General features: G+C 62.5%; 22 protein-coding genes. 11 read left to right on the top strand and 11 right to left on the bottom strand.

Annotated features, from left to right (window positions below):
- Positions 1–2 precede the first annotated feature (2 nt).
- Positions 3–695 (top strand): MerR family transcriptional regulator, encoded by a 693-nt coding sequence (locus tag CO666_RS02670; RefSeq protein ID WP_097610615.1) that lies wholly within the window; start codon positions 3–5, stop codon positions 693–695.
- A 51-nt stretch (positions 696–746) separates the two neighbouring features.
- Here the strand turns inward: CO666_RS02670 and CO666_RS02675 are convergent, their stop codons facing one another.
- Together CO666_RS02675 and CO666_RS02680 are read right to left on the bottom strand one after the other, a co-directional pair.
- Entirely contained in the window at positions 747–1,874 is a 1,128-nt protein-coding gene (locus tag CO666_RS02675; RefSeq protein ID WP_097610616.1) for an ATP-dependent DNA helicase, read from the bottom strand.
- Positions 1,875–1,956: 82 nt separating this feature from the next.
- On the bottom strand, positions 1,957–2,883 hold the full coding sequence (locus CO666_RS02680; RefSeq protein WP_097610617.1) for a LysR family transcriptional regulator: 927 nt from the start codon (positions 2,881–2,883) through the stop codon (positions 1,957–1,959).
- A gap of 131 nt (positions 2,884–3,014) precedes the next feature.
- Between CO666_RS02680 and CO666_RS02685 the strand changes: the two genes are divergently transcribed.
- The 3 genes from CO666_RS02685 to CO666_RS02695 all read left to right on the top strand — a co-directional run bounded on the left by CO666_RS02685 (position 3,015) and on the right by CO666_RS02695 (position 5,584).
- Positions 3,015–3,494: a carboxymuconolactone decarboxylase family protein gene (locus CO666_RS02685; RefSeq protein ID WP_097610618.1), complete on the top strand. Its 480-nt coding sequence runs from the start codon at positions 3,015–3,017 to the stop codon at positions 3,492–3,494.
- 96 nt (positions 3,495–3,590) lie between these two features.
- Positions 3,591–4,007: a cupin domain-containing protein gene (locus tag CO666_RS02690; protein WP_097611015.1), complete on the top strand. Its 417-nt coding sequence runs from the start codon at positions 3,591–3,593 to the stop codon at positions 4,005–4,007.
- A gap of 95 nt (positions 4,008–4,102) precedes the next feature.
- Positions 4,103–5,584: a cyclic nucleotide-binding domain-containing protein gene (locus CO666_RS02695; RefSeq protein WP_097610619.1), complete on the top strand. Its 1,482-nt coding sequence runs from the start codon at positions 4,103–4,105 to the stop codon at positions 5,582–5,584.
- A 16-nt stretch (positions 5,585–5,600) separates the two neighbouring features.
- Here CO666_RS02695 and CO666_RS02700 read toward each other — a convergent pair whose 3' ends face one another.
- On the bottom strand, positions 5,601–6,089 hold the full coding sequence (locus tag CO666_RS02700) for an RrF2 family transcriptional regulator (RefSeq protein ID WP_097610620.1): 489 nt from the start codon (positions 6,087–6,089) through the stop codon (positions 5,601–5,603).
- A gap of 205 nt (positions 6,090–6,294) precedes the next feature.
- Here CO666_RS02700 and CO666_RS02705 point away from each other — a divergent pair, with 205 nt between their 5' ends.
- Genes CO666_RS02705 through CO666_RS02715 form a run of 3 tightly spaced genes read left to right on the top strand, consistent with a single transcriptional unit; the run spans position 6,295 to position 8,004 of the window.
- Positions 6,295–6,675, top strand: coding sequence for a COG4315 family predicted lipoprotein (locus tag CO666_RS02705; RefSeq protein ID WP_097610621.1), 381 nt, complete (start codon positions 6,295–6,297; stop codon positions 6,673–6,675).
- 34 nt (positions 6,676–6,709) lie between these two features.
- Positions 6,710–7,225, top strand: coding sequence for an RNA polymerase sigma factor (locus CO666_RS02710; protein WP_097610622.1), 516 nt, complete (start codon positions 6,710–6,712; stop codon positions 7,223–7,225).
- Positions 7,222–8,004: an anti-sigma factor family protein gene (locus CO666_RS02715; RefSeq protein ID WP_097610623.1), complete on the top strand. Its 783-nt coding sequence runs from the start codon at positions 7,222–7,224 to the stop codon at positions 8,002–8,004. The genes CO666_RS02710 and CO666_RS02715 overlap by 4 nt, the downstream gene beginning before the upstream one ends.
- A 3-nt stretch (positions 8,005–8,007) precedes the next feature.
- Here CO666_RS02715 and CO666_RS02720 read toward each other — a convergent pair whose 3' ends face one another.
- From CO666_RS02720 to CO666_RS02735, 4 genes are all read right to left on the bottom strand, one after another.
- A complete protein-coding gene (locus CO666_RS02720; protein ID WP_097610624.1) occupies positions 8,008–8,379 on the bottom strand; it encodes a nitrile hydratase accessory protein in 372 nt (123 codons plus the stop codon).
- A complete protein-coding gene (gene nthB / locus CO666_RS02725; protein ID WP_097610625.1) occupies positions 8,366–9,025 on the bottom strand; it encodes a nitrile hydratase subunit beta in 660 nt (219 codons plus the stop codon). The genes CO666_RS02720 and nthB overlap by 14 nt, the downstream gene beginning before the upstream one ends.
- On the bottom strand, positions 9,022–9,666 hold the full coding sequence (gene nthA / locus CO666_RS02730; protein ID WP_097610626.1) for a nitrile hydratase subunit alpha: 645 nt from the start codon (positions 9,664–9,666) through the stop codon (positions 9,022–9,024). The genes nthB and nthA overlap by 4 nt, the downstream gene beginning before the upstream one ends.
- 95 nt (positions 9,667–9,761) lie before the next feature.
- Entirely contained in the window at positions 9,762–10,157 is a 396-nt protein-coding gene (locus tag CO666_RS02735; protein ID WP_097610627.1) for a hypothetical protein, read from the bottom strand.
- A 163-nt stretch (positions 10,158–10,320) separates the two neighbouring features.
- On the opposite strand from CO666_RS02735, the gene CO666_RS02740 reads away from it, so the two are divergent.
- Positions 10,321–11,592: an SDR family oxidoreductase gene (locus CO666_RS02740; protein WP_097610628.1), complete on the top strand. Its 1,272-nt coding sequence runs from the start codon at positions 10,321–10,323 to the stop codon at positions 11,590–11,592.
- Positions 11,592–12,068: a DUF2269 family protein gene (locus CO666_RS02745; RefSeq protein WP_097610629.1), complete on the top strand. Its 477-nt coding sequence runs from the start codon at positions 11,592–11,594 to the stop codon at positions 12,066–12,068. The genes CO666_RS02740 and CO666_RS02745 overlap by 1 nt, the downstream gene beginning before the upstream one ends.
- Here CO666_RS02745 and CO666_RS02750 read toward each other — a convergent pair.
- Positions 12,060–12,653, bottom strand: coding sequence for a LysE family translocator (locus CO666_RS02750; RefSeq protein WP_097610630.1), 594 nt, complete (start codon positions 12,651–12,653; stop codon positions 12,060–12,062). The genes CO666_RS02745 and CO666_RS02750 overlap by 9 nt on opposite strands.
- A 151-nt stretch (positions 12,654–12,804) precedes the next feature.
- Between CO666_RS02750 and CO666_RS02755 the strand changes: the two genes are divergently transcribed.
- On the top strand, positions 12,805–13,653 hold the full coding sequence (locus CO666_RS02755; RefSeq protein ID WP_097610631.1) for an aldo/keto reductase: 849 nt from the start codon (positions 12,805–12,807) through the stop codon (positions 13,651–13,653).
- A 186-nt stretch (positions 13,654–13,839) separates the two neighbouring features.
- On the opposite strand, the gene ilvN is transcribed toward CO666_RS02755, so the two are convergent.
- Both ilvN and CO666_RS02770 read right to left on the bottom strand, forming a co-directional pair.
- Positions 13,840–14,412 carry an acetolactate synthase small subunit gene (gene ilvN, locus CO666_RS02765; protein ID WP_097610632.1) on the bottom strand — a complete coding sequence of 191 codons (573 nt, stop codon included), beginning with the start codon at positions 14,410–14,412 and terminating at the stop codon, positions 13,840–13,842.
- Between the two features lie 24 nt (positions 14,413–14,436).
- The gene (locus CO666_RS02770) at positions 14,437–16,227 is read right to left on the bottom strand and encodes an acetolactate synthase 3 large subunit (RefSeq protein WP_097610633.1); all 1,791 of its coding nucleotides are present in this window, start codon (positions 16,225–16,227) and stop codon (positions 14,437–14,439) included.
- Between the two features lie 342 nt (positions 16,228–16,569).
- Here CO666_RS02770 and CO666_RS02775 point away from each other — a divergent pair, with 342 nt between their 5' ends.
- Positions 16,570–18,594, top strand: coding sequence for an ATP-binding protein (locus tag CO666_RS02775; RefSeq protein WP_097610634.1), 2,025 nt, complete (start codon positions 16,570–16,572; stop codon positions 18,592–18,594).
- On the opposite strand, the gene CO666_RS02780 is transcribed toward CO666_RS02775, so the two are convergent.
- Positions 18,579–19,505 carry a dihydrodipicolinate synthase family protein gene (locus tag CO666_RS02780; protein ID WP_097610635.1) on the bottom strand — a complete coding sequence of 309 codons (927 nt, stop codon included), beginning with the start codon at positions 19,503–19,505 and terminating at the stop codon, positions 18,579–18,581. The two genes, CO666_RS02775 and CO666_RS02780, sit on opposite strands and share 16 nt — an antisense overlap.
- Positions 19,506–19,507 lie beyond the last annotated feature (2 nt).

Raw genomic sequence — 19,507 nt, forward strand, 5'->3', positions numbered from 1 at the left:
TCATGCCAGACGGTTCCAAACGCCTGTTTGCTACCGCCGGTATTGCGTCGGAGGCCCGGTCGAAATACCGGTTTCTGCCTTCGGCCGCGCTGCCGCCGGATCTGCCAGACGGTCCCGTGCCCATTGCCGATATGGCTAACGCATTCGGCGTTACGCACAGGACACTGCATTTTTACGAAGAAAAAGGGTTGATTTCGGCCAATCGTATCGGCCTCATGCGGGTCTACGGCCAGGATGACGTGATGCGCATGGCGGTCATCACCGTCTGTCGCGAGACGGGCATGCCGATTGCCGTCATCCAGGAACTGATGGACGAGCTTCGCGGCGCCGATTCGCAGGAATCGGCCGAAGCGATCTTCCGCGAGGCCCTGCAGGCGCGCAAGCGCGAACTGACGGCCGAGATGTCGACACTGCACCGCCAGCTCCAGCAGGTCGGCGATCTCCTCGATTTCGACGACAGCATCGAGACGCAGCCGCTCAACGACAATCAGGACAGTTCCAGCCTCACCCCGCGGGAACTTCGCTGTCTGGAACTGATGGCCGAAGGCTATTCCACCCAGCGCATCGCCCGGGCGCTCGACCTGAAGCATGACGAGACCAGGGATCTCGAAGCCGGAATTATCCTGAAATTCCGCGCCAACAACCGCTTCCAGGCGATTGCCAAGGCCGTTCTGCTCGGTGTCGTGCAGGCCTAAAGCACGAACCACGCCCCGACGGCCGCCACCGTCGCTTCCCCGCCAATCCGCTCAGCGAACGATCGTCAGCGTCTCCGCCGCACGCGTGATCGCGGTATAGAGCCACCGTTCCCGCGTGTCGCGAAAGGCCCAGCTCTCGTCGAACAGCACGACGTCGTCCCACTGGGAACCCTGCGCCTTGTGAACGGTGAGCGCATAGCCGTAGTCGAACTCGTCGTAGCGCTTGCGGGTATTCCACGGGATCTCGCCTTCGACATCCTCGAAGGCCTGCTTCAACAGCTTGATCTTCGCCGCCCCGCGATCCATGTCGTCATCCTCGGGACGGACCAGCAGATTGATGCCGGGCTTCGTCGTTTCCTTGGACGAGGTCATCACCTGCCAGAGCGAGCCGTTGAGCAAGCCCTTGGCCGGATCGTTGCGGAGGCAGACGAGCTTGTCGCCGGTCTGCGGATAATCGGCATTGAAGCCTTTCAACTCGCGCAGGCGCTGGTTGTAGCGGCGCCGCGTCCGGTTGGTGCCGACAAGCACCTGGTCGGCTTTCATCACGAGGTCCTGCGTCACCTCGCTCTTCGAGATCACCTTGGCCGTGCCGTAATCGCCGTACATGATCTCATTGCCTTCGCGCACCTGCATGGCAAGCTTGATGATCGGATTGTCGCGCGCCTGACGGTGGATATCGGTGAGCAGATAATCCGGGTCCTGGTTGGTGAAGTAACCGCCGCCGCTGACCGGCGGCAACTGGCCGGGATCGCCGAGCACCAGGATCGGCGTGCCGAAGCTCATCAGGTCCTTGCCGAGCGCCTCGTCCACCATCGAGCATTCGTCGACGATGATCAGCGCGGCTTTCGCGACCGGGCTCTGCCGGTTGATCGAAAACATCGGCGCGATCGAAGTCTTGCCGGTTTCCTCGTCCTCCACCGCTTCTTCGCCGCGCGGCCGGTAGATCAGCGAATGAATGGTTTTGGCGTTGGAGGCGCCGCGCGAGCGCAGCACCTGCGCGGCCTTGCCGGTGAAGGCGGCAAACAGCACGTCGCCATCGACATTCTCGGCAAAATGCCGGGCAAGCGTGGTCTTGCCCGTTCCGGCATAGCCGAACAGGCGAAAGAGCGGCGAGCGCCCTTCGTTCAGCCATTTCGAAACAGCCTTGAGGGCTTCGTCTTGTTGCGGCGCAAATTGCATGATCAGACGACTTGGCAGGATTCGCCTGACTTAGGCAAGGCGGAAACTGATGCGGCAGGGCCATGGCGGCAGATCCCTGCACTCATCCATTCCAGCCCGGGTCCGCGCCGCTTGCGCACATGGACGGGTCCTGCGCCATCGCATCTATCAGAAAATCCAGAACCGTTTTGACGCGCAGCGGCATATTGCGCCGCGAGGGATAGACGACGGTGACCGGCAGCCGGCTCGGCTGGAAATCCTCCATCACCGGGATCAGTCGACCGGCGGCGATGTCGGGCATTGCGACGATGTGGGAGAGCACCGCAAGCCCCGCGCCGGCAAGAGTGGCCCGGTGAATGGCGACGGCGTTGCAGGCCGTCAACCGCGGCGAGATCCGGACGGTTATGTCTTCCGAGCCGTTCGAGAAGGACCATATGTTGGCCTCGCCTGCCCTGCTATAGCACAGGCATTCATGGTCCTTGATGTCCTTCGGTGCGCGCGGCGCCGCCCTGCGGGCGAGATAGGCGGGAGATGCGACGAGGAATGCCGTCGTCCAGCCGATCCGCCGGCAGACCAGGCTGCTGTCGGCGACCGGGCCAAGGCACACTTCGAGATCGAGGCGCTCCTCGATCATATCCGAGCTCTGCTCCCTGAAAAGCAGCTCAATGGAGAGCTTCGGATGGGCGGCGAGAAGATCACCCAGCCGCTCGCTCAGATAGAGACCGAGTGGAGCCGGAACGCTGAGCCTGACCTTGCCTGAAGCGATCGCTGCATCCGATCCGGCAGCATCGCCGAGTTCCTCCACCGCCTCGAGAATCCTCAGCGCCATCGGCAGCATCCGTTCCCCCTCCGCCGTCAGCGACAGGCCGCTCGTCGTGCGATGCAGGAGGCGCGTGTTGAAATGGCCTTCCAGCGCCGCGACCTGCCGCGAGACCGCCGGCTGGGTCACGTCGAGATCGTGCGCGGCGGCTGAAAACGAGCCCGTCTCCACGACGCGCTGGAAAGTCCGCAATGTCGAAACGATATCCATGCCCGCCCCCTCATACTTTTGCGCATAGGCTTTATGCCGCCAGACTAAGTGAGAATGGCTTTACAGTCCATAAATTAAGGATATATTTTATCCATAAGGATATTAAGTATCCTTAATAAGAGGAGAAAGACATGACTCAGCGATTGAACTATGCCCAGCAGTCCCCCGAGCTTTTCAAGAAGTTCATGGAATTCAGCATGGCGCTCCGTAGCAGCGTCATCGACGAGAAGCTGCAGGCCCTGGTCGAAATCCGCGCCTCGCAGATCAACGGATGCGGCTTTTGCCTCGACATGCATGTGAAGCAGGCAAAGCTCCATGGCGAGAGCGAGCTGCGGATCTATCACGTCGCCATCTGGCGGGAATCGAACCTGTTCATCCCCCGCGAACGCGCGGCGCTGGCCTGGACCGAAGCCCTGACGAAGCTGCCCGAGGGCGGTGTTCCCGACGAGATCTATGAGCGGATTCGCGGCCAGCTTTCGGAGAAGGAAATCTCCGACCTGACCTTCGTCGTCATGGCCATCAATGCCTGGAACCGCGTCAATGTCGGCTTCAAGACCGTGCCCGGCACGGCCGACAAGGCCTATGGCCTCGATAAGGCAGGCCTGAGCTAATCCTAGCAATTCATTGAGAAGATTCAATTTTGACGCTGCCGCGCCCCGGCAGCGGAGAGAGATCCGTCATGAAAATCGTCAATTATGGAGATTCCGATGATCAGAACATCATTCCTCGCCGCCGCCCTCGCTTTCCTGGCAGCCACCGGCGCCAGCGCCGATGAGCACAGCAAGGCCGCCAAGGTCACGCTCGTCTACGAGCACGAACTTCCGAACGTGCCGGGCAAGAGCCTCAAGGGCGTGCTGGTCGAATACGGCCCGGGCGGCTTCTCGGACGGCCATACCCACCCTGACTCAGCCTTCATCTACGCCACCGTGCTCGAAGGATCGATCCGCAGCCAGGTCAATGACGGTCCGGTCAAGGTCTATCAGGCAGGAGAGAGCTTCTCGGAAATGCCGGGCGACCGCCACGGCGTCAGCGCCAACGGCAGCAAGACCAAGCCAGCCCGCCTGCTCGCCGTCTTCGTGGTCGACACCAATCAGAAGGAACTGACCTTCCCGCTGCAGAACTGACGCTCCGCCGATCGTCGCCCGCGCAAAACCCGCCGCTTGCGCGGGTGGCCGACATGCTCAATCATGTACCGCCCGCCCCTCCCGGAGACTGAGAGATGATCTACGATGCGCTCTTCGGTAAGCCGTTGATTTCCCTCATCGTGGTCGGCTTTGCCGGCATCCTCGTCTGGTACTTCCTGTCCAGCCAGCGGCCGACGACGCGGCTGGTGGTGCAGATCCTCTTCTTTGCCGTGATGACGCTGATCCTCGTCGGCAGCGGCATGGAGCCCCACCGCTTTCAGGGCTATCAGTCCGAAGACCCGCAGGCCCTGCTCGTCGTTCTCGCCAAATCGCTCTGGTGGGTCCACCTGGCATGGGCCGTCATCGGTTTCATCAGGCTGTATCTGGTGCTGGAGGGCAGCCCCCGGGAAGCCCGCCTGCTCCAGGATCTCGTGATCGGCGTCGTCTATATCGGCATGGCGCTCTCGATCCTCGCCTTCGTCTTCGGCGTACCGATCGGCACCCTCGTCGCCACCTCGGGCATAATCGCCATCATCCTCGGTCTGGCGCTGCAGAACACCCTCGCCGACGTCTTCTCCGGCATCGCTCTGACGCTCGGCCGGCCCTATGTCATCGGCGACTGGATCCTGTTGAGCGACGGGACGGAAGGGCGCATCGTCGAAAGCAACTGGCGCGCGACGCACATCCTGACCAGCGCCAATAATGTCGTCGTCCTGCCGAACAGTTTCCTGGCGAAACTCGGCTTGACCAATGTCAGCCGGCCGGACGAGACGCATTTGCTGATCCTCACCATCCGCATCGCGCCCACTCGGATGCCGGCATCGATCCGCCAGGTCATGCTCTCCGCGCTCACGAGCTGCAATTCCATCGTGCGCGAACCACCGCCGGTCGTCGCATTGAAGGGGCTGGATGCCACCGCGCTCGAAGTCGAGCTGCAGTTTCGGGTGATGAGCCCCAGCCAGCGCGTTCCGGCGCGAAACGAGGTCCTCGATCTCGTCTACCGCCATTGCAAATCCGCCGGCCTGATTCTTGCCGTTCCTCCCGCGGCCAATATCCTGACCGCCGACCTGCCGACGGAAGAAAACGCCAGGCCCCCGAGCGTAACGCCGCTTGCGCTGATCGAAGCCATTCCGGTCTTTGCGACACTGACATCCGATGAAAAGCAGAAGCTCGCCGAGACCACCACTGTCCGGCATTTCCGCAAGGGCGATGTGATCGTGCGGGAGGGCGAAATGCTGCCCTCGCTGATGATGGTGCGCGCCGGCATCATCGTGGCGCAGTGCGAGGGCGAAGAGCGCGGGCGGTTTGCGCCGGGCGATTTTTTCGGCGAGACCGGCCTGCTCGCCGGCATGCAGGAGATCTGCACCCTGGAGGCCCTGACCCCGGTGACGGCCTATGAAATCGACCAGAAGACCTTTGGGCCGCTGCTCACCGAACGCCCCGCCTTGGCCGAAGAGATCGCCGGAGCCCTCGCCGGCCGCGCCGAACGCTTTCGCGACGGCGCAGCCCGGCCCCCGGAACAGGCCCACAACGTGCACGCCATCCTGAAGACCATCAAGACCATTTTCAGGGCGTAAAAATCCGCATCCCCTCTCAGCCGGCGCGCTTCAGCACCCATTCGAAGGTGCTCTGCCAGAGGTCGGGCCGCACCTCCTCGGACAGAATGCCGACAAGATCGGAGAGCCGGACGCGCCTCAGCGTATCGCGCCAGGCCTCGTCGGCCTCCCACATGATGCGCGCGACCGCGCAAGGCTTGCTGTCGCAATAGCCCGCCGGCCGGCACGGGTTGTTTTCCCGGATGTTCGTGCAGGTGAAGCTGCGCGCCTTTCCCTCGACCGCCTCGACGATGTCGAGAAAATTGATCTCGGAGGAGGATCTCGCAAGCCTGTAGCCGCCGCTCGGGCCGAGCGTGGTATCGACGAGAGCGGCTTGGGAAAGGCTTTGCAGTGCCTTGGAGAGATATTCCTTCGGCAGACCATGAAGCTCGGCGAGCGCCTTGGTGGAGAGATACCTGCCCTCAGGCAGGCCCGCGAGAATGGCGCAGCAGTGCAGCGCCCACTCGACCTGGCTTTTCAGGATCATTCAGCAACTCGTAACGGCTGGTTCTGCGAACGGAATTAAGGATATAGAATATCCGCAAAACAGCATGATGTAAATGATCCGCCAAGGCAACCGGCGGCGCTTCCCCTGCGACGACTATTTTCGCTCCATCGGGAATAAAATCGCCTCCCCCCGTGTCTCATCTCCGGTATCGCAGCATTGCGTGCCCAACCCAAGGAGAGACATCATGACATCCGTGAAATTCCTGTCCGTAACGGCCGCCGCCGCCCTTGCCGCGACCGCTGCTTTCGCAGCCGCTCCCGTCAAGGAAGTCGAATCCGCCAAGGGCAAGGTGCTGGCCGGCGAAAACGGGATGACCCTCTACACCTTCAAAAAGGACGCCAAGGGCGTTTCCAACTGCAACGACGATTGCGCCAAGAACTGGCCCCCGCTGATGGCGGCTTCCGGTGCCAAGGCCGATGGTGCATATTCGATCATCGATCGCAAGGATGGCACGAAGCAATGGGCCAAGGACGGCATGCCGCTTTATTATTGGGTCAAGGACAAGAAGGCGGGCGACATTACCGGCGACGGCGTCGGCGGCAACTGGGAACTTGCCAAGCCTTGATGGTACAGGCCTCGATCAAAAGAGAACCGCTGGCGTGAAAACACCCGCACCCGACAGTTTCGAGGGCCAGATCCTGGCCCTCCTGCCCTCGCTCAGGCGCTATTCGCGCAGCCTGACGCGCTCGGATGCCGATGGCGAGGACCTGCTCCAGGACTGTGTCGAGAAGATCCTGACGCGCCGCGGCCAGTGGCGCGGCCTCAACCTGCGCGGCTGGGTCCTGACCATCATGACCAATCTCTATCGCAACGGCCGGCGCGGCAAGGCGCGCGACGGCCTCGTCGAGCTCGACGCCGCCGACGACATCGCCGCACCCGAACCGCCGGCCGATCCGCTGGAACGCGCGCGGCTCGACAACGCACTCAACAGCCTTTCGGAGGAGCACCGCGCCGTGCTGATGCTCGTGGTCATCGAGGGATATACCTATGGCGAGGTCGCCACCGCCCTCGATATCCCGATCGGCACCGTCATGTCCCGCCTGTCGCGCGCCCGCCAGCGCGTCGCCGAGCGACTGAAGGCCGACAACATCATTACGCTTCGGAGACCGAAATGAACGAAGCCGACCCGATCGTCACCGAAGCCGATCTCCACGCCTATGCCGATGGCCAACTGTCGGAAAGCTCGCGTGCCCGCATCGAAGCCTACCTCGCCGACAATCCCGACGCGGCGACGATGGTCGCCGAATGGCGGGCGCAGAACACGGGCATTCGGTCGCTGTTTTCAGCCTATGAAAAGGCGAAAGACACCGACCCCTTGCTCGTCATTCCCCCGCGCGCCGTGTCGTCAGAGCGCAAAGGCTGGGCGATCGCCGCCTCGGCTGTTGTCATCTTCGCGCTCGGCGCCGTCAGCGGCCATTATGGCCCCTCCTTTCTGGATAAGCCGGAATTGCAGCTTGCCAGCTCCGAAACCCTGCCGAAACAGGCGGAGACGGCGTTTGCCGTCTATGCCGCTGAGGTTCGCCATCCCGTCGAGGTCTTCGCCGACGAGGAGGCCCACCTCGCCACCTGGCTCGGCAAGCGCCTGGCAATCCAGAACCTCAAAATCCCGAGCCTGCAGCCGCTCGGCTTCAAGCTGGTCGGCGGCCGCCTGCTGCCCGTCGACGGTCGGCCAGGCGCCATGTTCATGTACGAGAACCAGACCGGCGAACGCCTGACCGTCCTGGTCGGCCGCAACACCGAAAATCGCACGACCAGCTTCCGTTTCGCCTCGTCAGGCAATGTCGAAACCTTCTACTGGATCGACGGCGAACTCGGTTACGCCGTCACCGGCGAAATCTCCCGCGAGACGCTGCGCGCAGTGGCCGAGGAATGCTACCGGCAGTTCCCGTCATGAGGCTCAGCGCAGCGGATCGTTGGCAAGCTCGATCGGCTTGCCATGCGGCGTGGCTTCGGCCGCCCGCTGCCAACTCTTTTGCAGGGCAAAGATGGCGGAGGCATCCGCCAGGCCGCGACTGACGAGCAGGTCCGAAAGCGCCTCCACCCAGCAGTCGAAATAATCGCTGCCGTCTTCGGCCCGGCCGGGCTTATGTAACTCTCGTGAGAGCACGGCAGCCCATTCGCTCCAGGTGAAGATGCCCTTTTCGTGCAGATGCACGGTCATGGCGAAAGCTTCGGCCGCCCAGGGCTCCGGGAAGACGGGATTGCCCTCCGGCGACTTCGGCAGATCAGGTGATTGCGAGAGCTGAGAAAGGTTTTCACACAGGCTCAAGATAGCTCTCCCACGCATCGATCGAGACCGTCAGCGACGGGTCGGCGCCCTCGCCCCAGATCTCCGCGCCATCGAAGACGACGGTATAGAGCCATTGCGGGTTCTCGCCTTTGCCATGGGCATTATCATCGGGAAAGACGAAAGACCCCTGCACCGCTTCGACGACGCCCACCTTGGCGCGCGCATAACGCGGCAGCCGCGTATGGGTCGCCGGATTGAAATTCTTCGTCCGCACACGCTCGCCGACCGCAAAGAGCGGCGCGGCCTCGACAGGACGATCGCAAGGCCCGCCTTTCGCCAGAGCCGCCGGCACCATATCCGCCTTCAGCACCCGCTTCGGCACCGTCCCATCCTGCAGCTTGTGGCCGGACGACAGCTCCTCGCGCGTCGCAAAACCGTGCCTTTCGAGCAGCGTCTCGACACCGCGCATCCAGATCTCGTAATAGCTCGCTGCGAGATAATCGGCCGGCGGAATATTCTCGCGCGCATGCCGGCTCTCATCGATCGTCCAGGCGCCGAAAGCGCCGCAGGAAAGCGTGATGCCGAGCGCCCGCTTTTCCCATTCGGCATGGAAATAGGGCTCATCCTTTTCGGGCGCGACAGGCCCGAAGCCCATCTGCCCGCCGAGATCGTGCGGTCCGTTCATGACAGAGCCTCCGAGCTGCCGGCAACGGCCGTCCCGATCATTGCATCGCGGCTGACGAGATCGGCAAGTGCTGCCTCGTCCATCCCTTCCGTCCCGTCCGGCCGCTCGGGAATGACGAGATAACGCAGCTCCGCCGTCGAATCCCAGACACGGATCTTCTTCTCCGGAGGCAGCGTCAGCCCGAACTCGGCCAGCACGCCGCGCGGATCGATGACGGCGCGCGAGCGATAGGCCGGCGCCTTGTACCAGACCGGCGGCAGGCCGAGCACCGACCAGGGATAACAGGAACAGAGCGTACAGACGATCAGGTTATGAGTGTCGGGCGTATTGAAGACGGCACGCATATGCTCGCCCTGCCGGCCGGTAAACCCAAGACTCGCAATCGCCGCCGTCGCATCGCGCTTCAGCCAGTCCGCGAACTCCGGATCGCTCCAAGCCTTGGCGACGACACGCGCGCCATTCCGCGGCCCCACCTTCGTCTCATAGGTCTCGACAATCGCATCGATCGCCGCCGGATCGATCAACCCCTTCTCCGTCAGCAACGTCTCCAGCGCTTTCACGCGCGCCTGCATGTCGGAGTAGTGATTGTGATCATGGTCATGCCGGTGCGCATGATCGTGCTCGTCGTCATGGTCGTGCAAAGCGAAGCCCTCCCGAAACTACCCGTTATTTCTAGGTCCTGTTGACAAAGTTTGCTTCGGTGTTGGTAGGTTTGAGTTTGGCCGAAGGCATAGTCTTAATCCTGATCTGGGAACTGAATGACGTTGCGATCGAAGTGACCGCGCAGAATGAAGATATTACGCGCCTGCTCCGCTGCTTTTCTCAATCGCTCCCATAGGGCGGTTCCGATTAGATCCTCGAGCCTGGAATAACCCTCAGGCATTTCATCCGCAACTGCATCCCAAATTCTATGAAACTCTCGGATGGCAATCTGCTCTTGGCGAGAGAAAACGGGCTCGACGTATGTGTCAAATCGTTCTCCTCGTATCCAGTCTTCCCACTGATTGATTGCTTCGTTAGGAACATTCACGTGGGGTACATCTGCCTGGTATTTCCTCTGAAGTTGGTAATCCCCGACCCATTCGAAGTAATCGATGATGCCTTCACGAATGCGTTGGTCCAGAAGAACCATAGGGGTAGACTCAGACACTTTTTGAACCTTGAGGCTGATTGCCGAAATTTCATCTGGCGACCATGACGCCGATGTTCTTAGGACTTCGTCAACGGGGCCAACATGCGCCGCGGGCCTGCCATTCCTTTCTATGCGCCGTCCTCTTTTCGGCTAATCTCCCGCCATGAACATCCTGATTCTCGGCGCAACCGGCTTCATAGGCTCCGTCGTCGCGGCCCGGCTCGCGGCCGATGGGCACGCCGTGACCGGACTCGGGCGTAATCCCGGGCGGGCGCAGTTGAAGCAGCCTGCAATCGGCTGGCTCCAGGCCGATCTCTCGCACATGACGAAGCCCGAGGACTGGGACGAACTCCTCGAGGGCCAGCATGTCGTCGTCAATTGTGCCGGCGCCCTGCAGGACGGTTTGTCGGATGATCTGGCGGCCACGCAGACGGATGCGATACTGGCGCTTTTCGCCGCCGCGAAACGTTCGCGCCCTCTGATCGTGCAGATATCCGCAAGGACGGCAGGCCCGGCGGGAGATCTGCCCTTTCTCGCCACCAAGCGGCGGGCCGACGAGGCGCTGGCGGCAAGCGGCCTGCCTCACCTCATCCTGCGCCCTGCCCTCGTTCTCGGCCGCAATGCTCATGGCGGCTCGTCGCTCATCCGGGCGCTGGCCGCCTTCCCCCTGATGCTGCCGCTCACCCATGCGGAAAGCCCGGTCGAAACGCTTTCCGTGGACGATGTGGCGGAAGCCGTGTCGCGGGCGGTCGCGGGAAATCTTCGTGGGGACGTGGTTCTTGCTGCCGACGAGGCACTGACACTTGCCGATCTCGTGCGCCTGCACCGGCAATGGCTGGGCCTGCCGCCTGTCCGAGTGATCGCCCTAGCTTCTTGGCTTGCGAAGCCGGTGACCTGGCTCGCCGATGTTGCGGGCTTGCTCGGCTGGCGTTCGCCGCTGCGCTCGACGGCCATGACCGTGATGTCGGAAGGTGTGCGGCGTGCCAAAGCAGAAGGCGCGCTTCCTGCGACATCAGCCGCAGCAACGCTCGCGGCCAATCCCTCCGGCGTGCAGGATCTCTGGTTCGCCCGGCTCTATCTCCTGAAACCGCTCGTCATAGTCGGCCTGTCGGCCTTCTGGCTGCTCTCCGGCCTCATCCCGCTGCTGGTGCCGGCACAAGCCAGCACCCATTTCCTGCCCTTCATGCCCGAGGCGGCGGCAACTGCGCTGACGATCATCACCTGCCTCATCGACATCGCACTCGGCGCCGCCGTCCTTGTCCGCCCGCTCGCCAAACGCGCCCTTCTCGGCATGCTGGCCATCTCACTGGCCTATCTCGCCGGCGGCACGCTTCTCGAACCGGCGCTCTGGCTCGATCCGCTCGGCCCCCTCGTCAAGGTGCTGCCATCGATCCTGCTGACGCTGACCGCCCTCGCCACGCTGGACGAACGCTGATGCTCGCCGAACTGTTGCTGCTTGCCCATGTGATCGGCGCGACCGTGCTCTTCGGCACCGGCGCCGGCATCGCCTTCTTCATGGTGATGGCGCATCGCACACGCGATCCCGCCCTGATCGCCCATGTCGCCGCAACCGTCGTCATCGCCGACACGGTCTTCACCGCCACCGCTGCCATCCTCCAGCCCATCACGGGCTACCTGCTGGCGCGATCGATCGGCTGGGATCTGTCTGAGGGCTGGATTGCGCTGTCGCTGCTGCTCTACGTCGTCACCGGCCTGTTCTGGCTGCCTGTCGTCTGGATCCAGATCCGGCTGCGTGATCTCGCCCGCGCCGCAATAAGCTCGGGACAAGCGCTACCGCCGGCCTATCACAGCCTCTACCACATCTGGTTCGCCTGCGGCTTCCCGGCCTTCTCAGCCGTCCTCGGCATTCTCTGGCTGATGCTGACCAAACCGTCGCTCACCCTATTTTAACATCGGCCAGAGGCTCGCCACCAAAAGCACGGCCATGCTGATGTTGAACCATTTCAGCCGCACCGGATCGGAAAGCCATTCCCGCAGCGCCGAGCCGAAGCCCGCCCAGGTCGAAACACTCGGAACGTTGACGACAGCAAAAGCCAGGCCGACGACCAGCACGCTGACGATATAAAGCTCGGGATTGGTATAGGTCGCCATGGCAGTCACCGCCATCACCCAGGCTTTCGGATTGACCCATTGGAACGCCGCCGCCGAGACGAAGGACATCGGCGCCGCACCGCTCTTGCCTTCGCTGAGCGAACGCGACGAAGCGATCTTCCAGGCGATCCAGACGAGATAGGCACCGCCCGTAAACTTTAGCGCCATATAGACGGCAGGCACCGTGTGCAGCAGCGCGCCGAGACCGAGGCCGACGCCGATGAGCAGCGAGAAGAAGCCCGCGCCGATGCCGAACATATGCGGGATCGTTCGGCGAAAGCCGAAATTCACGCCTGAAGCGAAAAGCATCATATTGTTCGGCCCCGGCGTGATCGACGTCGTGAAGGCGAAAAGAAAGAGGGCGAAAAACGTATCCAGCGGCATGCGACCTCCCGAAACCGGCCTTTTGCTTCTTGTTTTCATTTAGGTCAGCATAACTGCCATAAATTCCGGATGCCATTGCATCATTGTCATGGTGACAGGATTACTTGAAAGATGGCGACACGGCCCAATCTCTTGAGCAGGAAGAAGAGCCATGCAGGACGATCCGATTCCATCAGTCACATTCCCGAACGGCGCTGAAGTGCCGGCGCTCGGCCAGGGAACCTGGGCCATGGGCGAGGATGCCGGATATGCGAAGGCCGAAATCGAAAGTCTGAGGGCTGGCATCGATCTCGGCATGACGCTGATCGACACGGCCGAAATGTATGGCGACGGCGGCGCCGAGGAGATCGTCGGCCAGGCCATCAAGGGACGGCGCGACGAGGTTTTCATCGTCAGCAAGGTCTATCCCTGGAATGCCAGCCTGAAAGGCACGATCGAAGCCTGCGAGAACAGCCTCGAACGGCTCGGCATCGACCGCATCGATCTTTATCTCCTGCACTGGCGCGGCAACTATCCGCTCGCCGAGACGGTCGAAGCCTTCGAGACGCTGAAGGCTGCGGGCAAGATCGGCGCCTGGGGCGTTTCCAACTTCGATACCGACGACATGCAGGAACTGCTCCGCGTGCCCGACGGCGCCAATGTCGCCGCCAACCAGGTGCTCTATAACCTTTCCCGCCGGGGCATCGAATTCGATCTGCTGCCCTGGTGCCAGAGCCGCAACATCCCGATCATGGCCTATTCGCCGATCGAACAGGGCCGCATCCTGCACAATGCTGAACTGATCCGCATCGCCAAGGCCTATCAGGCAACGCCCGCCCAGCTGGCGCTCGCCTTCCTGCTCAAACGCGACGGCGTCATCGTCATCCCGAAGACATCGAATGCCGAACGCGTTCGCGAAAACCGCGACTGCGTCTCGCTCGACATAACCGACGAGGATTGGCACGCACTTGACGCCGCCTTCCCGCCGCCGACGAGCAAAAGGGTGCTGGAGATGCTGTGATCGCCGAGCCGGCCCCTCATCTGCCTGCCGGCACCTTCTCCCCGCAAGCGGGGCGAAGGGGATATGCCGCACCCTCTCCGTCCCTCGCCAACCTCTCGCAGGCCACGTCCCCTCTCCCCGTCAGAACGGGGAGAGGGCTAGGGTGAGGGGCAGCCCAGCGGCACGAACCAAACAGCCTTGGCCGGCTCACATCCCCTGCGCGCCGCGGTTCATCGCGGCAATACCGGTGCGGCAGACCTCGATCAGGCCGAGCGGCTTCATGATCGCCACGAACTGGTCGATCTTCGACGACTTGCCTGTGATCTCCAGGATGAAGTGATCGATCGTCGCATCCACCACCTTGGCGTGGAAAGCGTCGGCAAGGCGCAGCGTCTCGGCGCGGGTTTCGCCCTCGCCGATCACCTTGATCAGCGCCACTTCACGTTCGATCGGCCGTTCCTGGCCGAGTTCGCGGGCGCGCACCGTCAGATCGACGACGCGGTGCACCGGCACGATGCGCTCGAGCTGCGCCTTGATCTGCTCCAGTACCTGCGGCGTGCCGCGGGTGACGACGGTGATGCGGGAAAGATGCGCCTGGTGCTCGGTCTCGGAGACGGTGAGGCTCTCGATGTTATAACCGCGACCGGAGAACAGGCCGATGACACGGGCAAGCACGCCCGGCTCGTTGTCGACGAGCACCGAGAGCGTATGGCTCTCGACGGCCGTCGTTTCCGGAGAGATGAAGTAGGCAGAGCCGGTGGGTTGAAGGTGTGCGTTCATGATCCTGGGTTTCCTACCTTATCGTTATACTAGCTGACGGCCCTTGGCGTCGATCGCATTGGCGACCGCTTCATCCGTGGCTTCGTCAGGCAGCAGCATCTCGTTGTGAGCCTTGCCCGACGGGATCATCGGGAAGCAATTGGCGAGATTGGCGACGCGGCAATCGAAGATGACGGGCTTCTTGACCTCGATCATCTCCACGATGGCGTCGTCAAGCTCGTCCGGCTTGTCGCAGCGCAGGCCGACGGCGCCATAGGCTTCCGCCAGCTTGACGAAATCGGGCATCGCTTCCGTATAGGAGTGCGACAGGCGGTTGCCGTGCAGCAGCTGCTGCCACTGGCGCACCATGCCCATATACTGGTTGTTCATGATGAAGATCTTGATCGGCGCGTCGTACTGGATCGCCGTCGACATTTCCTGGATGCACATCTGGATCGAGGCGTCGCCGGCAATGTCGATGACGAGGCTGCCGGGATGGGCGATCTGCACGCCGAGCGCCGCCGGCAGGCCGTAACCCATGGTGCCTAAGCCGCCCGAAGTCATCCAGCGGTTCGGCTGCTCGAAGCCGAAGAACTGCGCCGCCCACATCTGGTGCTGGCCGACCTCGGTGGTGATATAGGTGTCGCGGTCCTTGGTATGCGCAAAGAGCCGTTCCAGCGCATATTGCGGCATGATGACGTCGCTGTTCTTCGTATAGGCGAAGGAGTTGCGCGCCCGCCAGCGGGCGATATCGCTCCACCAGCCCTCGAGGCGGTTTTTCTCCGGCTTCTTCGGCAGCGCCCGCCACAGGCGGACCATGTCTTCGAGGACATGGCCGACATCGCCGCGGATGCCGATATCGACGCGGACGTTCTTGTTGATCGAGGAAGGATCGATATCGATATGGATCTTCTTCGAGTTCGGGGAGAAAGCGTTGAGGCGGCCGGTGATGCGGTCGTCGAAGCGCGCGCCGATGCAGACCATGACGTCGCAATCATGCATCGCCATGTTGGCCTCGTAGGAACCGTGCATGCCGAGCATCTTCAGCCAGTTCTTGCCGGAAGCGGGATAGGCGCCGAGGCCCATCAGCGTCGAGGTGATCGGGAAATCGGTGAGGTCGACCAGCTCGCGCAGCAGCTTGGAGGCTTCGGGGCCGGAATTGACGACGCCGCCGCCGGAATAGATGATCGGACGGCGCGCATTCGCCATCATCTCGATTGCCGCGTGGATCTGGTTGAGATCGCCCTGGATCTTCGGCTGGTAGCTCTTCTGGATCGCGTAATCGGCGGGCGGCGTGTAGGTGCCGGTCGCAAACTGCACGTCTTTCGGAATATCGACGACGACGGGGCCCGGACGGCCGGACTGGGCGATGCGGAAGGCCTCGTGAATGATGGCGGCGAGCTGGTTGACGTCCTTGACCAGCCAGTTGTGCTTGGTGCAGGGCCGGGTGATGCCGACCGTATCGCATTCCTGGAAGGCGTCGGAGCCGATCAGCGGGGTCGGAACCTGACCGGTCAGGCAGACGAGCGGGATCGAATCCATCAGCGCATCCTGCAGCGGCGTGACGGCATTGGTGGCGCCCGGACCCGAGGTGACCAGCATGACGCCGACCTTGCCGGTGGAGCGGGCATAACCTTCGGCCGCATGGCCTGCCCCCTGCTCGTGGCGGACGAGGATGTGCTTGATCTCGTCCTGCTGGAAGATCTCGTCGTAGATCGGCAGGACCGCGCCGCCGGGATAGCCGAAGATATGTTCGACGCCATTGTCCTTCAGCGCCTTGAGAACGATCTCCGCTCCCGTCATCCGATTGCCTGCCGCCTGATTGTCCGTGGTCATCTGTCTGTTCCGTTTGATGCTGGGATTGCGTTTGTGGCCGGAAGCCCGAATTTCGGGCATAAAAAAAGGCCCCGGAGGAGCCTGTCATCTAGCGCATGGGTGGCTACCGCCGGATGGTTACACCATCCTGCCCATGCGCTTTCCCACCACGATAAGAGCCGTTGCGATTTTCATGGTCGGCAGTGATAGACAGAAAATTTCGCAGCGTCAACGCATGCCGCAATAAAAAACTGCCTGCGCGCCCGAGCCTCCCGAAATCCCTCAAGCCCCGAAAATCCATAGGCTGAAGGATTTGTTAAAGGATGGACTCTATCCTTGTTCCCTATTGCAGGGAGTAGCCCGTTGCTCAACAACGACTTGCGCGTGTCTGGCAAGGCAGGCGAGCACGATAGACGCGATGGCCATGCGCCAGGAAATCGCTTTCTCGGCCGCGTCGTCGCATGCAGCGGATCGCGGGCGACGATCGCTGCCGTCGCCGAACAGGGCGGCACCGATCTCACCGAACTCTGGTCCGTCGGCCGGCTGATTTCGATCAGCGTCGGCCGTAACCGTGTCGTCGCCCTCGTCTACTCGATGAATACCGGCAGCCATGCCTGGGGCGAAGGCGAGGACAATTATTTCAAGATCGAGACCGAGCTTCTCGGCGAAGTCCGCGTCGACGAGGACGGGCGCGAGGAATTCTCGACCGGCATCTCGCGTTATCCCTATCTCGGCGCCATCGCCCACCGCATCCGCTCCGCCGACCTGATGCGAATCTATGATGCCGGAGAGGGCACGACGGCCGTCATCGGCAAGCTGACGCAGGACGAAAGCATCGACGCGGCGATCCACATCCCCTCGATGCTCTCCAAGCACTTCGCCGTCGTCGGCTCCACCGGCGTTGGCAAATCGACGGCCGTGTCGCTGCTGTTGCACAAGGCGATCGCGGCAGATCCAAAACTGCGGGTGCTGATCCTCGATCCGCACAACGAATTCGCCGCCGCCTTTCCCAACCACGCCGTCACCATCGACACCGATACACTCGACCTGCCCTTCTGGCTGATGCGGCTGGAAGAATTTGCCGAGGTCGTGTTTCGCGGCCGCCCGCCAGTGCCGGACGAACTCGACATGCTGCGCGACATCATGCCTGAGGCCAAACGTGCCTTCCGCGGCAGCGACAATTCGCTGGTGCGCCGCACGACGGAAAAGAGCTCGATCACTGCCGATACGCCGGTTCCCTACCGCATGGCCGATCTGCTGGCGCTGATCGACGAACGCATCGGCCGCCTGGAAGGCCGCCAGGAGAAACCCTTCCTGCGCTCGCTGAAGATGCGCCTCATCGCCGCGATCAACGATCCGCGCTATCACTTCATGTTCTCCAACAACACGATCAGCGACACGATCACCGAGACCATCGCGCAGATCTTCCGGGTCCCCGGCGAGAACCGGCCGATCTGCACCTTCCAGCTGGCCGGCATTCCCTCCGAGGTGGTCAATTCGGTCGCCTCGGTGCTCTGCCGTATGGCCTTCGAGGTGGCGCTGTGGAGCGAAGGCGCCATTCACATGCTGGTCGTTTGCGAAGAGGCCCACCGCTACATCCCCTCCGACCCCAGCCTCGGCTTCGTGCCGACGCGCCAGGCGATCGCCCGCATCGCCAAGGAGGGCCGCAAATACGGCGTCTCGCTCGGCATCATCACTCAGCGGCCGGGCGAACTCGACCAGACGATCCTGTCACAGTGCTCGACGCTCTTTGCCATGCGCCTTGCCAACGACCGCGACCAGGAAATTATCCGTTCGGCCATCCCGAATTCGTCGATCTCGACGACGAGCTTCATCTCCTCGATCGGCAACGGCGAGGCGATCGCCTTCGGCGAGGCGATCAGCGTGCCGATGCGCATGCGCTTTTCCCGCGTCGACGAGACCCTCCTGCCGAAGGCGAGCAACGCCAACAACAAGCACAGCGAGGAGGATCCGGATAGCGTCGATCTGCGCAAGATCGTCACCCGCATGCGGGCGGTAACCGTCGGACCCGACATTTCGAATTTCCAGCAGAGCCTGGCCGCATCGGTGGTGGGCTTCGACGGGGCTGATGATGCCGAAGAAGATCTCGGCGACAAGCCCTATGCCCCGCCTGCGCCATCTGCTGCGCCGCTCGAATCCTACCGGCGCGAATTGCTGCCGCAGGCGCCGCGCCTCGACCCGGCCACATCACCCTCGATCGACCCGCGGCTTGATGCGCTGCGCCGCGAGATGCGCCGCGAAGAGCCGGTCTTTCCGCGGCCGGCACCGCCGGCCGACCAGCCGGCGATCACGCGCCGCGAACCCGGCACGTCGCTGCGCGAAAGCATCCTGAAGAAACCGCTGAGCAGCCTCTACAACAAGGATTGAGCCTTCAGCTCGTTTTCCAGCGCGATCAGAGGCTCGACGGCGTCGAGCACACGCCTCCGGTCCGTCGGCCCTAGCGGCAACAGCGGTCGTGGGAGTTCTGCCTCGATCGGCAGAAGAGGATTGACCACCGCATAGACCACGCGAAGACTTCCGAACTCATTGAACGATTTCCAGAGCGGCTGCAGAGCACTATCGAGACGCCGCGTCTCGCCGCCGTCGCCAGCAATCGCCGCCTTCGTCAGGGCAAGGGCAATGTGCGGCAGCAAGCCGCCGACGACGCTGTACCAGGCGTCGGCGCCGGAAAGCAGCGCTTCGGCCGCGCCCCAGTCGCCGCTATAGCCGATCGCGAGGTTGGTCTTCTCACGCAATGCCGCCAGTTCTCCCCGCAGATCGCCATCGACAGGCAGCGGCATCTTCACCGCCCTGATCGTCTCGATATCGGAGAGGCGGTGCAGAAGATCCCGGCTGAAAGTGAAATGCGTCGTGCCGGGATTATTGTAGATGCAAAGCGGCAGCGCCGCCGCTTTCGTGACCGCAAGGAAATGCTGGTAGGCTTCTTCCTGGGTCAATGGCGTGTAAGACACCGGCGCAAGCAGAAGCGCATCCGCACCGGCGGCCTCGGCATCCCTGGCAAGATCGACGGCATGGTCCGTCCTGAGAGCCCCGACACCGACGATAATGGGAACACGACCTTTAACGCATTCGACCGCAGCTTGAGCGGCGCGCCGTCGCTCCGCGCGTGTCAGAAAGGCGTAGATCCCGGTGCTGCCGAGAAGGCCGATGGAAGCGACGCCGGCATCGCACAGCGGTTCCAGCAGACGGCAGAGAGATTCGGTGTCCACCCGGCCATTCACATCGGCAGGCGTTGGCGGAAAAGCCGAAAGTCCATGAAAGGGAGAAACTGAAGACATGA

Origin of the sequence: Rhizobium chutanense (assembly GCF_002531935.1) — a bacterium.
Taxonomy (GTDB): domain Bacteria; phylum Pseudomonadota; class Alphaproteobacteria; order Rhizobiales; family Rhizobiaceae; genus Rhizobium; species Rhizobium chutanense.